Origin of the sequence: Streptomyces sp. NPDC003036 (assembly GCF_040611175.1) — a bacterium.
GTDB lineage: Bacteria > Actinomycetota > Actinomycetes > Streptomycetales > Streptomycetaceae > Streptomyces.
Map to the genome: position 1 here is coordinate 1 of NZ_JBEXNO010000033.1, position 13,704 is coordinate 13,704.

The following is a 13,704-nucleotide window of genomic DNA, read 5'->3' on the forward strand; positions in this document are numbered from 1 at the left end:
GGGAGAGGTCCAGCGACAGCTTGCTGAAGAGGTTCAGCCGGGTGAGGGCGGTGCCTCGCTTCACCAGCTCGTCCGCGAGGTCGCGGGCGTCGACCCGCGCTGCCGGGCGGCGCGGGCCTGGTGGTCGTGGTCAACGAGGAGTCGGGCTCGGACTCCTCGGCCGCCGCCGCGCTCGTCCGGGACGCGCTGCCGCGCGCGGAGGTGCGCACGTGCGCGCCGGAGGCCGTGGAGGAGGAGCTGGAGCGGGCGGCCGGGTGGTGCCGGGCGCTGGGGGTGGTGGGCGGCGACGGGACGGTCAACCGCGCGGCGGCGGTGGCGGCCCGGCACCGGGTGCCGCTGGCGGTCTTCCCCGGCGGGACGCTCAACCACTTCGCGTACGACCTGGGCGTGGAGTCCGTCCACGACACCTGCCGCGCGCTGGCCGCGGGCGACGCCGTACGGGTCGACCTGGGGCGGTTCACGCCCGGCCCGCGGGGCGCGGACCACGGCTACTTCGTCAACACCTTCAGCCTGGGCGTGTACCCGGAGCTGGTGCGGCTGCGCGAGCGCTGGGCGCCGCGGATCGGGGGATGGCCGGCCGGGGTGCTCGCGGCGCTCCGGCTGCTGCGCGGCGAGCACCCGCTGGAGGCGGAGCTGGGCGGCGAACGGCATGCGCTGTGGCTGCTGTTCGCCGGCAACTGCCTGTACCGGCGGATGGGCCCCACCCCCGGCCACCGCGCCGAGCTGGCGGACGGCCTGCTGGACGTCCGGGTCGTCCGGGCCGGCCGGTTGCCGGGGCTGCGGCTCCTGGCGGCGGTCCTCGCGGGGCCGCTGAGCCGCTCCCCCGTGCACACGGCGGTCACGCTGCGGCGGCTGCGGATCGCGGGGCTCGCACCCGGCACCGTCCTGGCGTACGACGGCGAGGTGACCCACGCGCCGCCGGAGCTGCTGGTCGACAAGGAGGACGAGGCGCTCACCGTCTACCGGCCGCAGGTACGCGCCTGAGCCCACCGAGCGCCGTGTCTCACCGGGCCAGCGCGGCCGCGTGGCCCATCACGATCACGGGCTCCTTCGCGGGGTCGAGCGCGAGCAGCAGCTCCCGCATCCGCTCCAGCGGCAGGGAGACGCAGGCCCGGGTGGGGCCGCCGTGGTCGACGTGGATCCACACGCCGCCGCCCTTGGCGAGGCCGAGCGGGCGGGTCTTGTTCAGCGGTGTGGTGCCGGGGACGCGGTTGTAGTCGATGGCCACGACGTGGTCGAAGGAGCCTTCGAGCGGCTCCCCGAGGAAGCCGGTGCCGGACATGTTGAACTCCTCGTCCTGGTCGTAGGGCAGCCGGGTGCCGGGGTCGGGCAGGCGGCCCCCGGCGTCGCCGATCCGGAAGACACCGATGGGCGTGCGCAGGTCGTCGGCGTGGTGGTCGTCGGTCCAGCCGCGCAGCGCGTTGTGCGCCTGCCACGGCTTGGTGACCGGGTGCCAGCCGCGCGTCGGCTCGTACGCGTACAGGACGGCGGTGGAGCGGGAGGAGTCGGGGCCCTCGCCCGTGACGACGAGCGCCTGCCGGGTGGCGGCCGGGATCCGCGCCCGGGTGAGCGGTCCGATGCCGGGGAGGTCGGCCGGACGGGGGGCGGTGGCGGGCGCCGGGTCGGCGGGGGGTCCGGCCGCGGGGTCGGTCGCGGCCTGCGCGGGGCGGGCGGCGGGACCGGTGGACGGCTCGGCGCATCCGGTGAGCAGGAGGCCGGCGCAGACCGTGGTCAGCAGCGCGGCGAGGAGGGGCATGTCCGATCTTGTGGCCATGAAACACGATGATCGGGCGATCGCTCCGCTCCCGCACGGCGGTAGCGGCAGACGGGCGGCGCCCCGACCTGCACCGTGTACGCGTTCGAATCGGGGGAACCCGAAAAGCGGAGGAGCGTCATGGTTCCCATCCTGCTGGTTCTGCTGCTCGCCCTCATCCTCTTCGGCGTCGGGTTCGCCGTGAAGGCGCTGTGGTGGATCGGCTGGCGGTCCTGGTGATCTGGATCCCGCTGGTACCGCTGGTAGCGGATGACGGTTCGGGGATCACAGCAAGGGGCCGAGCGGTCCCAGATCGATGTTCAAGTCCTCCGGCGCGAGTCCGAACCTCGTCCGGAGGACTTCCATGCGGTCCTCCAGCAGCATCAGCGTCAGGCCGATGCGCTCCTCCTGCTCCTCGGTCAGCTCGCCGCCCTCCACGCGCCGCAGCGCCTGCCGCTCCATGAGCTGGCGCAGGAGCTCGACGACGGTGAGGACCAGCCGGGCGAGGTCGCGCTCGACGGTGTCGGGGTCGAGTTCGACGCGGCGGCGCGGTTCGCTCATGCCCGCTCCCCCGCGATCTCCCCCGGCAGGGCCGTGCCCCAGGGCGAGGGCACCTCGGCGCTCACCGAGCTGACCAGCGCCTTCAGGTCGACGCGTACGAGGTCGACGTCGGCGATGCTCAGTGTGAGGTCGCCGCTGATGACGACACCGCCGGCGAGCAGCCGGTCGAGCAGGTCCACGAGCGCGATGCGCCGCTCTTCGATGGGCATTACGCGTCCTCCGCGATGCCGGCGAAGGAGTACGGCGCCCAGGGCCCGGTCAGCTCCACCCGGACGCCCTCCTCGGACACCCCGCGCACCAGCTGGACGAAGCCCTCGCCGCGCTCCCGGTCGACCAGGTAGGCGGCGTTGAGGACGTTGACGCCGCCGGCGCCGGACAGCTTGGCGTCCTGCGGTGGGTGGACCGTGGCGGCCTCCGCGTGCCGGGAGAGCTCGTCGTGCAGGCGGCGCGCCAGGTCCTCGGCGTGCCGCAGCCCGGCCTCGTGGCCGCGCCGCTCCTTGAGCCTGCGGCGGAGGTAGTCGCGGCCGCCGCCGGTGGCGGGCGCCGCCGCGGGCTCGGGTTCCGGCCGAGGCTTCGGCTCCGGCTCGGCGTACACCTTCACGCCCCACTCCACCCGGCCGTCCAGCCGCTCCAGGGCGCGTACGAACCGGTCGTGGCCCTCCTCCAGCAGCCGCCGCACCCCGCTGTCGTCGCGGCACACGGTGGCGAGCCGCAGCGGGAGCGGGCAGGTCACGGTGGTCAGCGCGGCGATCACCGCGTCGTGGGCGCGCGCGGTGGCGGACAGCCAGTCCAGGTCCTCCAGGTGCGCGCGCAGCGGGGCCTCGTCGAAGTCCTCGGCGGGGACGGCGCCCACCACGGCGACGAGGTCGCCGTGGCGGACGAGCCGGGGCGGCTGGTCCCCGACGGCCCGGAGCCCTTCGGGCAGGACGCCTTCGAAGGGGCGGCACACGGCGTAGACGTACCGCAGCCGCGGCGTACGGGGGGTGGCGGGCACGGGGGCGGTGGCGGGGGTCATGTGGTGCGCTCCTCCAGCTCGGCGATCCGGCGCTGCAGCTCCTCGTTCTCGCGGGCCAGTTCGCGCTGGCGGGCGCGCGAGGAGAGGGCGGGGTCGCTCTCCCACCAGTCGATACCCATCTCCTTGGCGCGGTCGACGGACGCGACGACGAGACGCAGCTTGATGGTCAGCAGCTCGATGTCGAGCAGGTTGATCTTGATGTCGCCGGCGATGACCACGCCCTTGTCGAGGACGCGTTCGAGGATGTCGGCGAGGTTGGCGCTGCTGCCCTCGGAGGCGTACGGGCTCGGAAGGCCCCGGCTGGGGGTCGTCATGTCGGTCTCGTGCCCTTCTCCAGGCGGTCGAGGAGCTCGTCCTCCCGGCGGTCGAATTCCGCCTCGTCGATCTCGCCCGCCTCCAGCTGTTCGGCCAGCCGGGCGAGTTCGCGCTGTACGGCGGCGGGGTCGTAGTACTGCCGCTCCGCCTCCGTCACCACCTGCCGCAGCACCCAGGCGGTGCCGCGCAGGGGGGCGGCGGGCAGCAGGAGCAGCTCACCCAGCAGGCCCATACCCGGAGCCCCTCCCCTCACTCCACGAAGCTGTAGGGCGGCAGCGGCCCGTTCAGGTGCAGCTGGAGGTGGCCGTGGTGCTTGGCGAGGGCCTCGCAGGCCGCGACGAAGCCGTCGGCGGCGTCCCGGTCCACGAGGAAGGAGATGTTCGTCAGCCAGCCGCTGCTCTCGGGCCCGGGGCGGATGTCCACCGCCTCGCCCTGCAGCGCCTCCTGGACGAGCACCGCGTCGCGCGCCTCGCGCTGCTTCACGGCGGCCGCCACCCGCTCGCCGAGGGCGATCTTCTGCTCGTACGTGCCACCGCCCGCCGCGCGGTTGGCCTCGCTGAGCGCCCGCAGGTCCGGGTCGTCGGTGAGCACCTGGTGCAGGACGGCGTCCTGGTCGTGGGCGGCCTTGACGTTGTACTCGACCTTGTTGTCGAGGGCGTCGAGCCGTTCGAGGTAGTGGTCCTGGCGTTCGCCGAGGACCGCGAGGACCGTGTCGTCGTCGGGCGAGACGCCGCCGAAGCGCATGGGCAGCACCGGGCCGTCCGCCCCGGCCGCGGCGAGCACGTTCTGGTGGGCGAGCAGGTCGCGCCGCTTGGGCCGCAGCTCCTCGGGCGCGTCGCTCACCAGCGCCGTCAGGCCGCCCGTCGTGAGGACGCGGACGGGCCTGGGCGGATCGCCGATGCCGCAGGTCCCCTTGGGGAGGCCTGGGTGTGAGCTGCGTGTGATGCCGTAGACGTAGGTGCTCACTGCTCCTCCTCCTGCTTCTTCCGGGACGACGAACGGCTGGACGAACGGCTGAGGGTGTCGGACAGGGTCTCCGCGGCGCCCTGGAGGGCGCCCTTCGTCTTGCCGCGCGCTCCGGACTCGGTCATGTCGTTGACCAGCTCGGGCAGGCCCGGGTTCTTGCGGGGACCGGCCTCCAGGTCGAGGCGGTTACAGGCCTCGGCGAAGCGCAGATAGGTGTCGACGCTGGCGACGACGACACGGACGTCGATCTTCAGGATCTCGATGCCGACGAGCGAGACGCGGACGAAGGCGTCGATGACGAGCCCGCGGTCCAGGACCAGTTCGAGGACGTCGTACAGGCCACTGGTACCGCCGGAGCCGCCTCCGGCCGGTCCGCCCGTCTGTGTAGCGACAGTCATGGTGTGGCTCCCTCCCTGAGGGGTTGTCAGCGCTGCCGGTCGGCCCGGCCGCGCTCGTAGCGGCGCACGCGCCGGTAGCCGGTGAGCTCGCCGTCCTGGTCGAGTTCGAGCTCGTACGAGGCGAGCAGGCTCATCGTCTCGGGGACACGCGCCAGTTCGAGGACTTCGACGGTCAACTGCCATCCCTCATCGGTTCTCTGGAAGGACGACACCGACTCGGCGGTCAGCCCGGTGAGTTCGGCGAGCTGTTCGCACGCGCGGCGCAGGGTTTCTGATGTGTTGGCCATGACTTCATGCGGGTTGCCGCCCCCGGGGCTCGCAAACACGGGAACGCCGATCCCGCAACTCGGGGCCGCATCTCGTGCCTGGTCAGCGCAGGGATTCGAGACGCCTGCGGGCCGCCGGGCCGAGAGCGCGCGGGCGGGCCGCCTCGGCGTCCCAGGGCCGGGTGCGGGCCTGTTCCAATGCGTCGCGCACGGTCCAGCGGCGGGCGTGCGTGGCCGGCTCGTCGAGCTGCTCCCACGTCAGCGGAGCGGCGACCGGGGCACCCGGCAGGGCGCGCACGGACCAGGGCGCGACGGCGGTCTGGGCGTAGCCGTTGCGCTGCACGTCGAGGTAGAGCCGGCCGCCGCGGGCCTGCTTGCGGGCGGCGGTGGTCAGCGCGTCGGGGTGGCGGGCGGCGAGGACGTCCGCGAGGTCCCGCGCGAAGGCGCGGACGTCGTCGTGGTCGGTGCGCCCGGCGAGGGGCACCACGACGTGCAGGCCCCGGGAGCCGGTGGTCATCGGCACGCCGGACAGGCCGACGGCGTCGAGCAGCTCGCGCAGCGCGTGCGCGGCGCGGCGTACGGCGCCGAAGTCGTCACCGGCCGGGTCGAGGTCGAACACCATGCGGTCGGGCCACCGGGGCCGGTCGGCCTTCGCCAGCCAGCGGTGCAGGGTGAGGGCGGCCTGGTCGGCGAGGTGGAGGAGCGTGGCGGTGTCGTCGCACACGGTGTGGGTGACGGTGCCGCCCTCCTTGGGCAGCTCGGCTCGGCGCACCCACTCCGGGTAGCCGGCAGGCGTGTCCTTCTGCATGAAGCGGGGCCCGCCGACACCGTCGGGGTGCCGCTCCAGCATCAGGGGCCGGCCGCGCAGGTGCGGCAGCATGAACGGCGCGACCGCGCGGTAGTAGGCGGCGAGGTCGGCCTTGGTGAGCCCGTCGTCGGGGAAGAGGACCTTGTCGGGCCGGTGGACCTCCACGGTCCTGCGCCCGGCCCGCAGCCTGGTGGTGCGGGGGTGCGTACTCATCGAGAGCCCGTACCCGGCACGCCGCCGCGTACACGGACGCCCCGACCGGTCGCCCGCAGGATGCGACCGGTCGGGGCGTCACAGGGGTGGGTCAGGGCGTCACGCCGCTCTCCACCGCCAGCTTCACCGCCGCGGCGATCGAGTCGGCGTCGATGCCCGCCGCGTGCAGCTGCTCCTCGGGGGTCGCCGAGGTCGGCATGGCGCGCACGCCCAGGCGCACCAGGCGCGGGGCCGGGCGGCCGTCGGAGAAGGCCTCGGCGACCGCGTCGCCCAGGCCGCCCTCGGGGTGGTGGTCCTCGACCGTGATGAGGCAGCCCGTGGCGGTCGCGGCGGCGGTCAGCGTCTCGGTGTCGACGGGCTTGACCGAGTACAGGTCGACGACGCGCACCGGGATGCCGTGTTCGGCGAGCAGGTCGGCCGCCTTGAGGGCTTCGTGGACGGTGATGCCGGCGGCCACGATGGTGGCGCGGTCGTCGTTGCCGCCTCCGCGCAGGACCTTGCTGCCGCCGACCGGGAACTCCTCGTCGGGCCCGTACAGGACCGGTGTGTCGCCGCGCGAGGTGCGCAGGTAGCGGATGCCGGGCAGGTCGGCCATCGTGGCGACGAGCCGCGCGGTCTGGTTGGCGTCGCAGGGGTACAGCACGGTGCTGCCGTGGACCGCGCGGAGCATCGCCAGGTCCTCCAGGCCCATCTGGGACGGCCCGTCCTGGCCGATGGCCACGCCCGCGTGCGAGCCGACCAGGTTGATCCCGGCGCGGCTGACGGCGGCCATGCGGATGAAGTCGTACGCCCGGGTGAGGAACGCCGCGAACGTCGACGCGTACGGGACGTACCCGCGCGTCTGGATCCCGACGGCCGCCGCGACGAGCTGCTGTTCGGCGATGTAGCACTCGAAGTACCGCTCGGGGTGGGCCTTGGCGAAGAACTCCGTGCGCGTGGAGTCGCTCACCTCCGCGTCGAGCGCCACCACGTCGCCGCGCGCAGAGCCGAGGGCCTCCAGGGCGTGCCCGTACGCGGTGCGGGTGGCGACCGTGTCGCCGACGTCGTAGCGCGGCAGCTCGACGGTGCCGTTGCGGGCGGGCCGGGGCGCGGCCACGTCCGGTGGGCTCTGTACGGACACGCGGTGGGGGTGCGGGCCGCCCAGCTCCTCGATCGCGGCCTCGGCGTCCTTGAGGGGCTTGCCGTGGAAGCCCTCCCGGTCCTCGACGGCGGCGACGCCGCGCCCCTTGCGGGTGGCGGCGAGGATCGCGGTGGGCTGCCGGACGGTGGAGCGGGCCTCGGCGTAGGCGCGGTCGACGGCCGCGACGTCGTGCCCGTCGACCTCGATGACGTGCCAGCCGAAGGCGTGCAGGCGGCGCTGGTAGGCGCCCAGGTCGTGTTCGTGGCGCGTGGGGCCGCGCTGGCCGAGCCGGTTGACGTCCACGATGAGCGTGAGGTTGTCGAGGTGGTTGTACGCGGCGTGCTCGACCGCCTCCCACACCGAGCCCTCCGCCATCTCGCTGTCGCCGGACAGGACGTAGACGCGGTACGGCAGCTGGTCGAGGCGCTTGCCCGCGAGCGCCATGCCGACGCCGACGGGCAGGCCCTGGCCGAGGGAGCCGGTGGCCACGTCGACCCAGGGCAGCCGGGGCGTGGGGTGCCCTTCGAGGCGGCTGCCGAGGGTGCGGTAGGTGGCGAGCTCGTCGTCGTCGACGGCGCCGGCGGCCCGGTACATGGCGTAGAGCAGCGGTGTGGCGTGGCCCTTGGAGAGCACGAACTTGTCGTTGCCGGGGTGGTCGGGCCGGTCGAAGTCGTAGCGCAGGTGGTGCGCGAGGAGGACGGCGCCGAGTTCGGCGGCGGACATCGACGACGTGGGGTGTCCGGAGCCGGCGGCGGCGGAGGCCCGGATGGCGTCGACCCTCAGCTGCTGGGCGAGGGAGGCGAGTTCTTCGTAGTGCATGTCACTCCTTGCGAGCGCCGGAACCGGTGCCGGCGCTGCTCTTGGCGCCGTTCCCGGCGCCGCTCTTGGCCAGTTCGGGCGAGGCGGTGTCCAGCGGTACCTGCCAGGAGCGGACCAGGCCCAGCTGGACGGCCTGCCGGGGCAGCGCCGCGTCCAGCAGCCAGTCCGCGGCGACCCGCACCCGGTTGCCCGGCATGGCGGCCAGGTGGTAGCCGCGGGTGACGGCGCCGGCGACGGGCCCGGACAGCGGGACGCCCATCGGGTTGGCGGCCGCCTTCACACCGCCGAGGTCGACGGCGAAGCCCATGTCGCTGTGCCGGTACGGGGCGGCCTCGCCGACGCCGAGCGACGCGGCGACGTTTCGGGCGGCGGTCTTGCCCTGCCGGGAGGCGTGCTGGGCGGTCATGGGCGTGTACTCGCCAGGCCGGTTCAGGTCGGGTACGGCGGCGGCGTCGCCGCACGCGAAGACGTCGGGGTGGCCGGGCACGCGCAGCTCGGGCGAGACGACGAGCCGGCCGCGTTCGACGGGCAGGCCGAGCTCGGAGACGAGTGGGTCGGGGCGTACGCCGACGCACCAGATGAGGGAGCGGGTCTCGACGAACTCGCCGTTGTCGAGGAGGACGCCGTCGGACGTGGACTCCTTGACGGAGGTGCCCATCCGCACGTCGACGCCCCGGTCGCGCAGCACCTGGTCGGCGGTGTCGGACAGCCGCTTGTCCAGCCCGGGCAGGACGCGGTCGGCGACGTCGAGGAGCATCCAGCGCGGGCGTACGCCCTTGGGCCAGGCGGGGTACTTGCGGGCGAGCGCGTCGGTGAACATCTTGCCGTGGGCGGCGACCTCCGTGCCGGTGTAGCCGGCGCCCACCACGACGAACGTGCAGCGGGAGGTGCACTCGGCGGGGTCGCCGGCGGAGGCGGCGAGCTCTATCTGGCGGGTGATGTGGTCGCGCAGGTAGAGCGCCTCGGGCAGGCCGCGGAAGCCGGTGGCGTGCTCGGCGACGCCGGGGATGGGCAGCAGCTTGCTGACGCTGCCGACGGACAGGACGAGCCGGTCGTAGCCGAGTTCGCCGGTGGTGCCCTCGGGGTCGGTGTAGTGGACCTTGCGCCCGTCGAGGTCGATGTGGTCGGCCTCGCCCAGCACCAGCCGGACGTGCCGCAGCGTGCCGGGCAGCGAGACGGTGACCCGGCGGGGCTCCAGGATGCCGGCGGCGACCTGCGGCAGCAGCGGCAGGTAGAGGAAGTAGTCGGTGGGGTTGAGCAGCACGATCTCGGCGCGGCCGCGCAGGCTCTTGCTGAGGCCGCGGGCGGTCTGGTAGCCGGCGAATCCGGCGCCGACGATCACGATGCGCGGTCGGCGGCGGGACGGCGTACCGGCGGGCGGATTGACGGACGGGGTCACAGCGCCTCCAGCGTCAGGTCGGGTGCTTCCATCGGTGCTATCGGTGCTATCGGACTATCGGTGCTTCACGTCGTGGGTCGGGTCGGTCGGTGGGCCGGGTCACGCGCCGGCGGGTCCGGTCGCGCGCCGGCGGGTCGGCGTCCGGCGGGCCGGCGTCCGGCGTCGCACGAACCTTCCCGGTGCCCGTGGGACCGCGTGCCAAACGCCGCCGCCCCGGCGGCGCAGCACCGCCCCGGCGCCCGCCGCCACCCCGGCCAGCGCTCCGGCCGCCGCGGTGGCCAGCACGGCCGGGTGGCGCAGCAGCACGGTGTCCGCGTACAGGTCGCGCGCCTCGGCGTCGAACCGGCCGTGGGCGCCGAAGTCCTGGCCCAGCGGCCCGTCGACCGGCGCCCACAGGTTGCTGGGGGCGGGCTCGTCCGCGTGCGGCGCGGCCCCGTCCCCGGCGCCGTCCCACGGCTCCTGCTGGGCGCGGTATCCGGTGCGGGCCAGGTAGCGGTCGAGCAGGGCGGGCGCGAGCGCGTTGGCGGCGAGGGTGAGCGCCGTACGGGCGCCGACGCGGTACTCGCGGCGGCCGGGGTGGTCGGCGGCGTGCACGACGGCGCGGGCGGCGACCTCCGGCTGGTAGACCGGTGGGACGGGGCGGGCGCGGCCCGGCATGCGGGACAGCACCCAGTCGAACTGCGGGGTGTTGACGGCCGGGAGCTGCACCATGGTGGTCCGCACCTTGCTGCCGGCGTGCAGCAGTTCGCAGCGCACGGACTCGTTCCAGCCCTGGATGGCGTGCTTGGCGCCGCAGTACGCGGACTGGAGCGGGATGCCCCGGTAGGCGAGCGCGGAGCCGACCTGGACGACGGTGCCGTGGTCGCGCGGCACCATGCGGCGCAGGGCGGCGCGGGTGCCGTTGGCGTACCCGAAGTAGGTGACCTCGGTGACGCGGCGGAACTCGTCGGGGTGGATCTCGGTGAAGGGCGCGAAGACGCCGACGAAGGCGTTGTTGACCCAGACGTCGATCGGGCCGAGCTCGCGCTCCACGCGGTCGGCGGCCTCCTCGACGGCCCGGGTGTCGGAGACGTCGACGGACACGGTCAACGCGGTGCCGCCGGCCGCCCGTACGTCGGCGGCCGCGCCCGCGAGTCCCTTCTCGCCGCGCGCGAGCAGCGCCACGCGGTCGCCGCGCGCGGCGAAGGCGCGGGCCGTGGCGCGGCCCACCCCGCCGCCGGCCCCGGTGATCACGACCGTGCGGGCGGCCTCCGGAAGGTTCGCGTTCATGGGCGGCGGGTACCCGGGCGTCCCGGCGGATAACGCCGGAGGGAGGAGGCCCGCATGCCCATGCCCAAGGCGCCCGGGGGCGGTGGCGGTCAGGACGTCGTGGAGCTCCTGGAGGAGCAGCACGCACGGCTGCGCCGCCTCTTCGACGAGGTGGTGCGGAGGGAGGGCGCGGCGCGCGAGGAGCGCTTCGGTGAACTGGCCGGGTTGCTCGCGGCGCACGAGGCCGCCGAGGAGGAGATGCTCCACCCGTTCGCGCGCGACCGCATCGAGGACGGCGAACGGATCATCGGGGAGCGGCTGGAGGAGGAGAAGCGCGTCCGGGCGGGGCTGCACGCTTTGGAGGAACTGGGCGTGGAAGCGCCGGAGTTCGCGGAGCGGTGCGCGGCGCTGCGGGACGACCTGCTGGCCCACGCCCAGGCCGAGGAGCGCGAGGAGTTCGCCCGGTTGCGGGAGACCTCGGAGCGCGACCAACTGGAGAACCTGGCGAAGGCGGTGAAGGCGGCTCAGGCGGTGGCGCCCGCGCGACCGGGCCGCAGAGCACCCCTGTGATCATTCCGCTCATATGTCGAGACAGGGGTCTCATCATCCGACACATCGGCGTACCGTGACGGCATGACGGACGCTGTGTACACCCATGGCCACCATGAGTCGGTGCTGCGGTCTCACCGGTGGCGTACGGCCGCCAACTCCGCGGCCTATCTGGTCGACCGGCTGCGGCCGGGCCTCGACGTACTGGACGTGGGCTGCGGCCCCGGCACCATCACGGCGGACCTGGCCGCGCTGGTCGCCCCCGGACGGGTCACGGCGGTGGACGCCGCCGGGGACATCCTGGAACAGGCGCGCGCGGTGGCCGCCGAACGCGGCCTGGACAACGTCGAGTTCGGCGTCGCCGACGTGCACGCGCTGGATTTCCCCGACGACTCCTTCGACGTGGTCCACGCCCACCAGGTGCTCCAGCACGTGGGCGATCCGGTGGCCGCGCTGCGCGAGATGCGGCGGGTGTGCCGCCCCGGCGGTGTCGTCGCGGCGCGCGACAGCGACTACGGTGCCTTCACCTGGTTCCCCGAGGTGCCGGCCCTGGACGGGTGGCTGCGGCTGTACCGGCGCGTCGCGCGCGGCAACGGCGGCGAGCCGGACGCCGGACGCCGCCTGCTGTCCTGGGCCCGGCAGGCCGGCTTCACCGACATCACCGCCACCGCCTCGACCTGGTGTTACGCCACCGCCGACGAGCGCGCCTGGTGGAGCGGGCTGTGGGCGGACCGTACGACCGCCTCGGTGTACGCCCGGCTCGCGGTCGAGGGCGGGTACGCGACCGAGGAGGAGCTGGCCGCGATCGCGGACGGCTGGCGCGCGTGGGGCCGGGAGGAGGACGGCTGGTTCCTGGTGCCGCACGGGGAGGTGCTGTGCCGCGCGTGACGCGATGCCGCGGCAAGCGGACCACACCCCCCGGTGCCGTCAACTACCCTCGCCCGCATGGAGATCCTCGGCGCCACGCTGCGCATCTGCCTCGATGACCCGAAGACCCTCGACGAGTCGGTCCTCTTCTACGAACGGCTCACCGGCAGCCGCGCGCTCCGCTTCGAGCGCGGCGGCGTGTCGGTGGCGGCCGTGGGGTGCTTCCTGCTGATGACCGGCCCGGAGTCGGAGCTGGAGGTGCTGCGCAAGGTGGCGGCGACGATCGCGGTGGACGATGTCGACGTGGCGCGGGACAGGCTCGCCGAGGTGGGTGCGCGGGTCGTGGCCGGTCCGGTGCCGACCCCGGTGGGGCGCAACCTGATCGCCGCCCATCCGGACGGCTCGGTCTTCGAGTACGTCGACCGCCGGCGCCCGTAGCCACGCTCCGTGTGCGCGCGGCGCCGGCCGCCCCGCCCGGCCGTTCCGACGGATTCCCGCCAGGACGGCCGGATCCACCCACATGTCCTATATGATTCATTTGATGCTTTTACGCAGCTTTGACAGTGGGTGAGCAGTGCGATGCCCTCCGAGCGACCGGCCCGTGAACCCGACCCCGACGACCCGCGCGACGAGCCCCGTGACAGCGGGCGCCGCGACGGAAGCGAAGGGCCTCGTAGGCGAATGTCCGCTCCCAAGGCGATGCGCTCCGCTGCCGATCAGCTGACGGAGCTGCTGGGAAGAGCCCCGGAGTCCATTTCGGCCCTCCGGCCCACCGAGGACGGGTGGGAGGCCGAGGTGGAGGTCCTGGAGCTCGAAAGGATCCCCGAGACGACCAGCGTGCTGGCCAGTTACCGGGTCACGCTCGACGCGGACGGCGAGCTGATGGCGTACGAACGGGTCCGTCGCTATACGCGGGCGCAGATCGACCCACGAATGTGAGGAGGCACCATGACCGTGGTGCCACAAGGCGGCGGAGGCGCCGTCGCACGCGGCGGGGGCGGTGGCTCCGCGTCATCGCTCTACGACGTGCTGGAACTGATTCTGGACCGGGGCCTCGTCATCGACGTCTTCGCCCGCGTGTCCCTGGTGGGCATCGAGATCCTCAAGGTCGACGTCCGTGTCGTGGTGGCCAGCGTGGACACGTACCTTCGCTTCGCCGAGGCGTGCAACCGCCTCGACCTGGAGACCGGACGGAAGGCCCCGGCCCAGCTGACCGACGTGGTCGGCGAGGTCACCGAGGGCGGTGCCCGGGGCAAGAGCAAGGGAGCGCTGACCGGGGCCGTGGAGGCGTTCTCCGAGTCGTTCCGCAAGGGCCGGGACGAGCAGTCCGAGCGAGAGCCCGAACCGGTCGAGGAGCGTGAGAGGTCCCGGTCCGAACGCAGGCCCCCCAGGCACCGGGAAGAGTGA

The 13,704-nt window shown here is 74.0% G+C and carries 17 protein-coding genes and 2 pseudogenes; 6 read left to right on the plus strand and 13 right to left on the minus strand.

What is annotated here, in order from left to right; all coding sequences use genetic code 11:
* Positions 1-93: 93 nt before the first annotated feature.
* Positions 94-984, plus strand: a pseudogene (locus tag ABZX67_RS23185) (diacylglycerol kinase family protein); the annotation flags it as partial.
* A 19-nt stretch (positions 985-1,003) separates the two neighbouring features.
* On the opposite strand, the gene ABZX67_RS23190 reads toward ABZX67_RS23185, so the two are convergent.
* From ABZX67_RS23190 to ABZX67_RS23250, 13 genes and pseudogenes are all read right to left on the minus strand, one after another.
* Complete coding sequence (locus ABZX67_RS23190; protein ID WP_355363132.1) at positions 1,004-1,774, minus strand: hypothetical protein; 771 nt, start codon at positions 1,772-1,774, stop codon at positions 1,004-1,006.
* Between the two features lie 264 nt (positions 1,775-2,038).
* A complete protein-coding gene (locus tag ABZX67_RS23195) occupies positions 2,039-2,314 on the minus strand; it encodes a gas vesicle protein K (protein ID WP_355363134.1) in 276 nt (91 codons plus the stop codon).
* Positions 2,311-2,523 carry a gas vesicle protein gene (locus ABZX67_RS23200; RefSeq protein WP_355363136.1) on the minus strand — a complete coding sequence of 71 codons (213 nt, stop codon included), beginning with the start codon at positions 2,521-2,523 and terminating at the stop codon, positions 2,311-2,313. The genes ABZX67_RS23195 and ABZX67_RS23200 overlap by 4 nt, the downstream gene beginning before the upstream one ends.
* Positions 2,523-3,329 carry a GvpL/GvpF family gas vesicle protein gene (locus ABZX67_RS23205; protein ID WP_355363138.1) on the minus strand — a complete coding sequence of 269 codons (807 nt, stop codon included), beginning with the start codon at positions 3,327-3,329 and terminating at the stop codon, positions 2,523-2,525. Before ABZX67_RS23205 ends, ABZX67_RS23200 begins: the two co-directional genes overlap by 1 nt.
* Complete coding sequence (locus ABZX67_RS23210) at positions 3,326-3,643, minus strand: gas vesicle protein (protein ID WP_355363140.1); 318 nt, start codon at positions 3,641-3,643, stop codon at positions 3,326-3,328. Before ABZX67_RS23210 ends, ABZX67_RS23205 begins: the two co-directional genes overlap by 4 nt.
* The gene (locus ABZX67_RS23215; protein WP_355363142.1) at positions 3,640-3,876 is read right to left on the minus strand and encodes a gas vesicle protein GvpG; all 237 of its coding nucleotides are present in this window, start codon (positions 3,874-3,876) and stop codon (positions 3,640-3,642) included. The genes ABZX67_RS23210 and ABZX67_RS23215 overlap by 4 nt, the downstream gene beginning before the upstream one ends.
* A 17-nt stretch (positions 3,877-3,893) precedes the next feature.
* Positions 3,894-4,610, minus strand: coding sequence for a GvpL/GvpF family gas vesicle protein (locus ABZX67_RS23220; protein WP_355363144.1), 717 nt, complete (start codon positions 4,608-4,610; stop codon positions 3,894-3,896).
* Positions 4,607-5,008 (minus strand): gas vesicle structural protein GvpA, encoded by a 402-nt coding sequence (locus ABZX67_RS23225; RefSeq protein WP_355363146.1) that lies wholly within the window; start codon positions 5,006-5,008, stop codon positions 4,607-4,609. Before ABZX67_RS23225 ends, ABZX67_RS23220 begins: the two co-directional genes overlap by 4 nt.
* Before the next feature lie 26 nt (positions 5,009-5,034).
* Positions 5,035-5,280, minus strand: a pseudogene (locus tag ABZX67_RS23230) (gas vesicle protein); the annotation flags it as partial.
* A 97-nt stretch (positions 5,281-5,377) separates the two neighbouring features.
* Positions 5,378-6,295, minus strand: coding sequence for a non-homologous end-joining DNA ligase (ligD, locus tag ABZX67_RS23235; RefSeq protein WP_355363148.1), 918 nt, complete (start codon positions 6,293-6,295; stop codon positions 5,378-5,380).
* 91 nt (positions 6,296-6,386) lie between these two features.
* A complete protein-coding gene (locus tag ABZX67_RS23240) occupies positions 6,387-8,234 on the minus strand; it encodes a transketolase (protein WP_355363150.1) in 1,848 nt (615 codons plus the stop codon).
* Between the two features lies 1 nt (position 8,235).
* The gene (locus tag ABZX67_RS23245; protein WP_355363152.1) at positions 8,236-9,633 is read right to left on the minus strand and encodes an NAD(P)/FAD-dependent oxidoreductase; all 1,398 of its coding nucleotides are present in this window, start codon (positions 9,631-9,633) and stop codon (positions 8,236-8,238) included.
* Between the two features lie 99 nt (positions 9,634-9,732).
* Positions 9,733-10,902 (minus strand): SDR family oxidoreductase, encoded by a 1,170-nt coding sequence (locus ABZX67_RS23250; protein WP_355363154.1) that lies wholly within the window; start codon positions 10,900-10,902, stop codon positions 9,733-9,735.
* A gap of 54 nt (positions 10,903-10,956) precedes the next feature.
* On the opposite strand from ABZX67_RS23250, the gene ABZX67_RS23255 reads away from it, so the two are divergent.
* The 5 genes from ABZX67_RS23255 to gvpJ all read left to right on the plus strand — a co-directional run bounded on the left by ABZX67_RS23255 (position 10,957) and on the right by gvpJ (position 13,704).
* Positions 10,957-11,451 carry a hemerythrin domain-containing protein gene (locus ABZX67_RS23255; RefSeq protein WP_355363156.1) on the plus strand — a complete coding sequence of 165 codons (495 nt, stop codon included), beginning with the start codon at positions 10,957-10,959 and terminating at the stop codon, positions 11,449-11,451.
* Between the two features lie 63 nt (positions 11,452-11,514).
* Entirely contained in the window at positions 11,515-12,318 is an 804-nt protein-coding gene (locus ABZX67_RS23260) for a methyltransferase domain-containing protein (RefSeq protein ID WP_355363158.1), read from the plus strand.
* 57 nt (positions 12,319-12,375) lie between these two features.
* Positions 12,376-12,735: a VOC family protein gene (locus tag ABZX67_RS23265; RefSeq protein ID WP_355363160.1), complete on the plus strand. Its 360-nt coding sequence runs from the start codon at positions 12,376-12,378 to the stop codon at positions 12,733-12,735.
* A gap of 129 nt (positions 12,736-12,864) precedes the next feature.
* Complete coding sequence (locus ABZX67_RS23270; RefSeq protein WP_355363162.1) at positions 12,865-13,236, plus strand: gas vesicle protein; 372 nt, start codon at positions 12,865-12,867, stop codon at positions 13,234-13,236.
* 9 nt (positions 13,237-13,245) lie between these two features.
* On the plus strand, positions 13,246-13,704 hold the full coding sequence (gene gvpJ, locus ABZX67_RS23275) for a gas vesicle protein GvpJ (protein WP_355363164.1): 459 nt from the start codon (positions 13,246-13,248) through the stop codon (positions 13,702-13,704).

Bases quoted from the DNA above. Each gene is read 5' to 3' on its own strand.
- ABZX67_RS23190 (WP_355363132.1), bottom strand. From the start codon at position 1,774: ATGGCCACAAGATCGGACATGCCCCTCCTCGCCGCGCTGCTGACCACG.
- ABZX67_RS23195 (WP_355363134.1), bottom strand. From the start codon at position 2,314: ATGAGCGAACCGCGCCGCCGCGTCGAACTCGACCCCGACACCGTCGAG.
- ABZX67_RS23200 (WP_355363136.1), bottom strand. From the start codon at position 2,523: ATGCCCATCGAAGAGCGGCGCATCGCGCTCGTGGACCTGCTCGACCGG.
- ABZX67_RS23205 (WP_355363138.1), bottom strand. From the start codon at position 3,329: ATGACCCCCGCCACCGCCCCCGTGCCCGCCACCCCCCGTACGCCGCGG.
- ABZX67_RS23210 (WP_355363140.1), bottom strand. From the start codon at position 3,643: ATGACGACCCCCAGCCGGGGCCTTCCGAGCCCGTACGCCTCCGAGGGC.
- ABZX67_RS23215 (WP_355363142.1), bottom strand. From the start codon at position 3,876: ATGGGCCTGCTGGGTGAGCTGCTCCTGCTGCCCGCCGCCCCCCTGCGC.
- ABZX67_RS23225 (WP_355363146.1), bottom strand. From the start codon at position 5,008: ATGACTGTCGCTACACAGACGGGCGGACCGGCCGGAGGCGGCTCCGGC.
- ligD (WP_355363148.1), bottom strand. From the start codon at position 6,295: ATGAGTACGCACCCCCGCACCACCAGGCTGCGGGCCGGGCGCAGGACC.
- ABZX67_RS23240 (WP_355363150.1), bottom strand. From the start codon at position 8,234: ATGCACTACGAAGAACTCGCCTCCCTCGCCCAGCAGCTGAGGGTCGAC.
- ABZX67_RS23250 (WP_355363154.1), bottom strand. From the start codon at position 10,902: ATGAACGCGAACCTTCCGGAGGCCGCCCGCACGGTCGTGATCACCGGG.
- ABZX67_RS23255 (WP_355363156.1), top strand. From the start codon at position 10,957: ATGCCCATGCCCAAGGCGCCCGGGGGCGGTGGCGGTCAGGACGTCGTG.
- ABZX67_RS23260 (WP_355363158.1), top strand. From the start codon at position 11,515: ATGACGGACGCTGTGTACACCCATGGCCACCATGAGTCGGTGCTGCGG.
- ABZX67_RS23265 (WP_355363160.1), top strand. From the start codon at position 12,376: ATGGAGATCCTCGGCGCCACGCTGCGCATCTGCCTCGATGACCCGAAG.
- gvpJ (WP_355363164.1), top strand. From the start codon at position 13,246: ATGACCGTGGTGCCACAAGGCGGCGGAGGCGCCGTCGCACGCGGCGGG.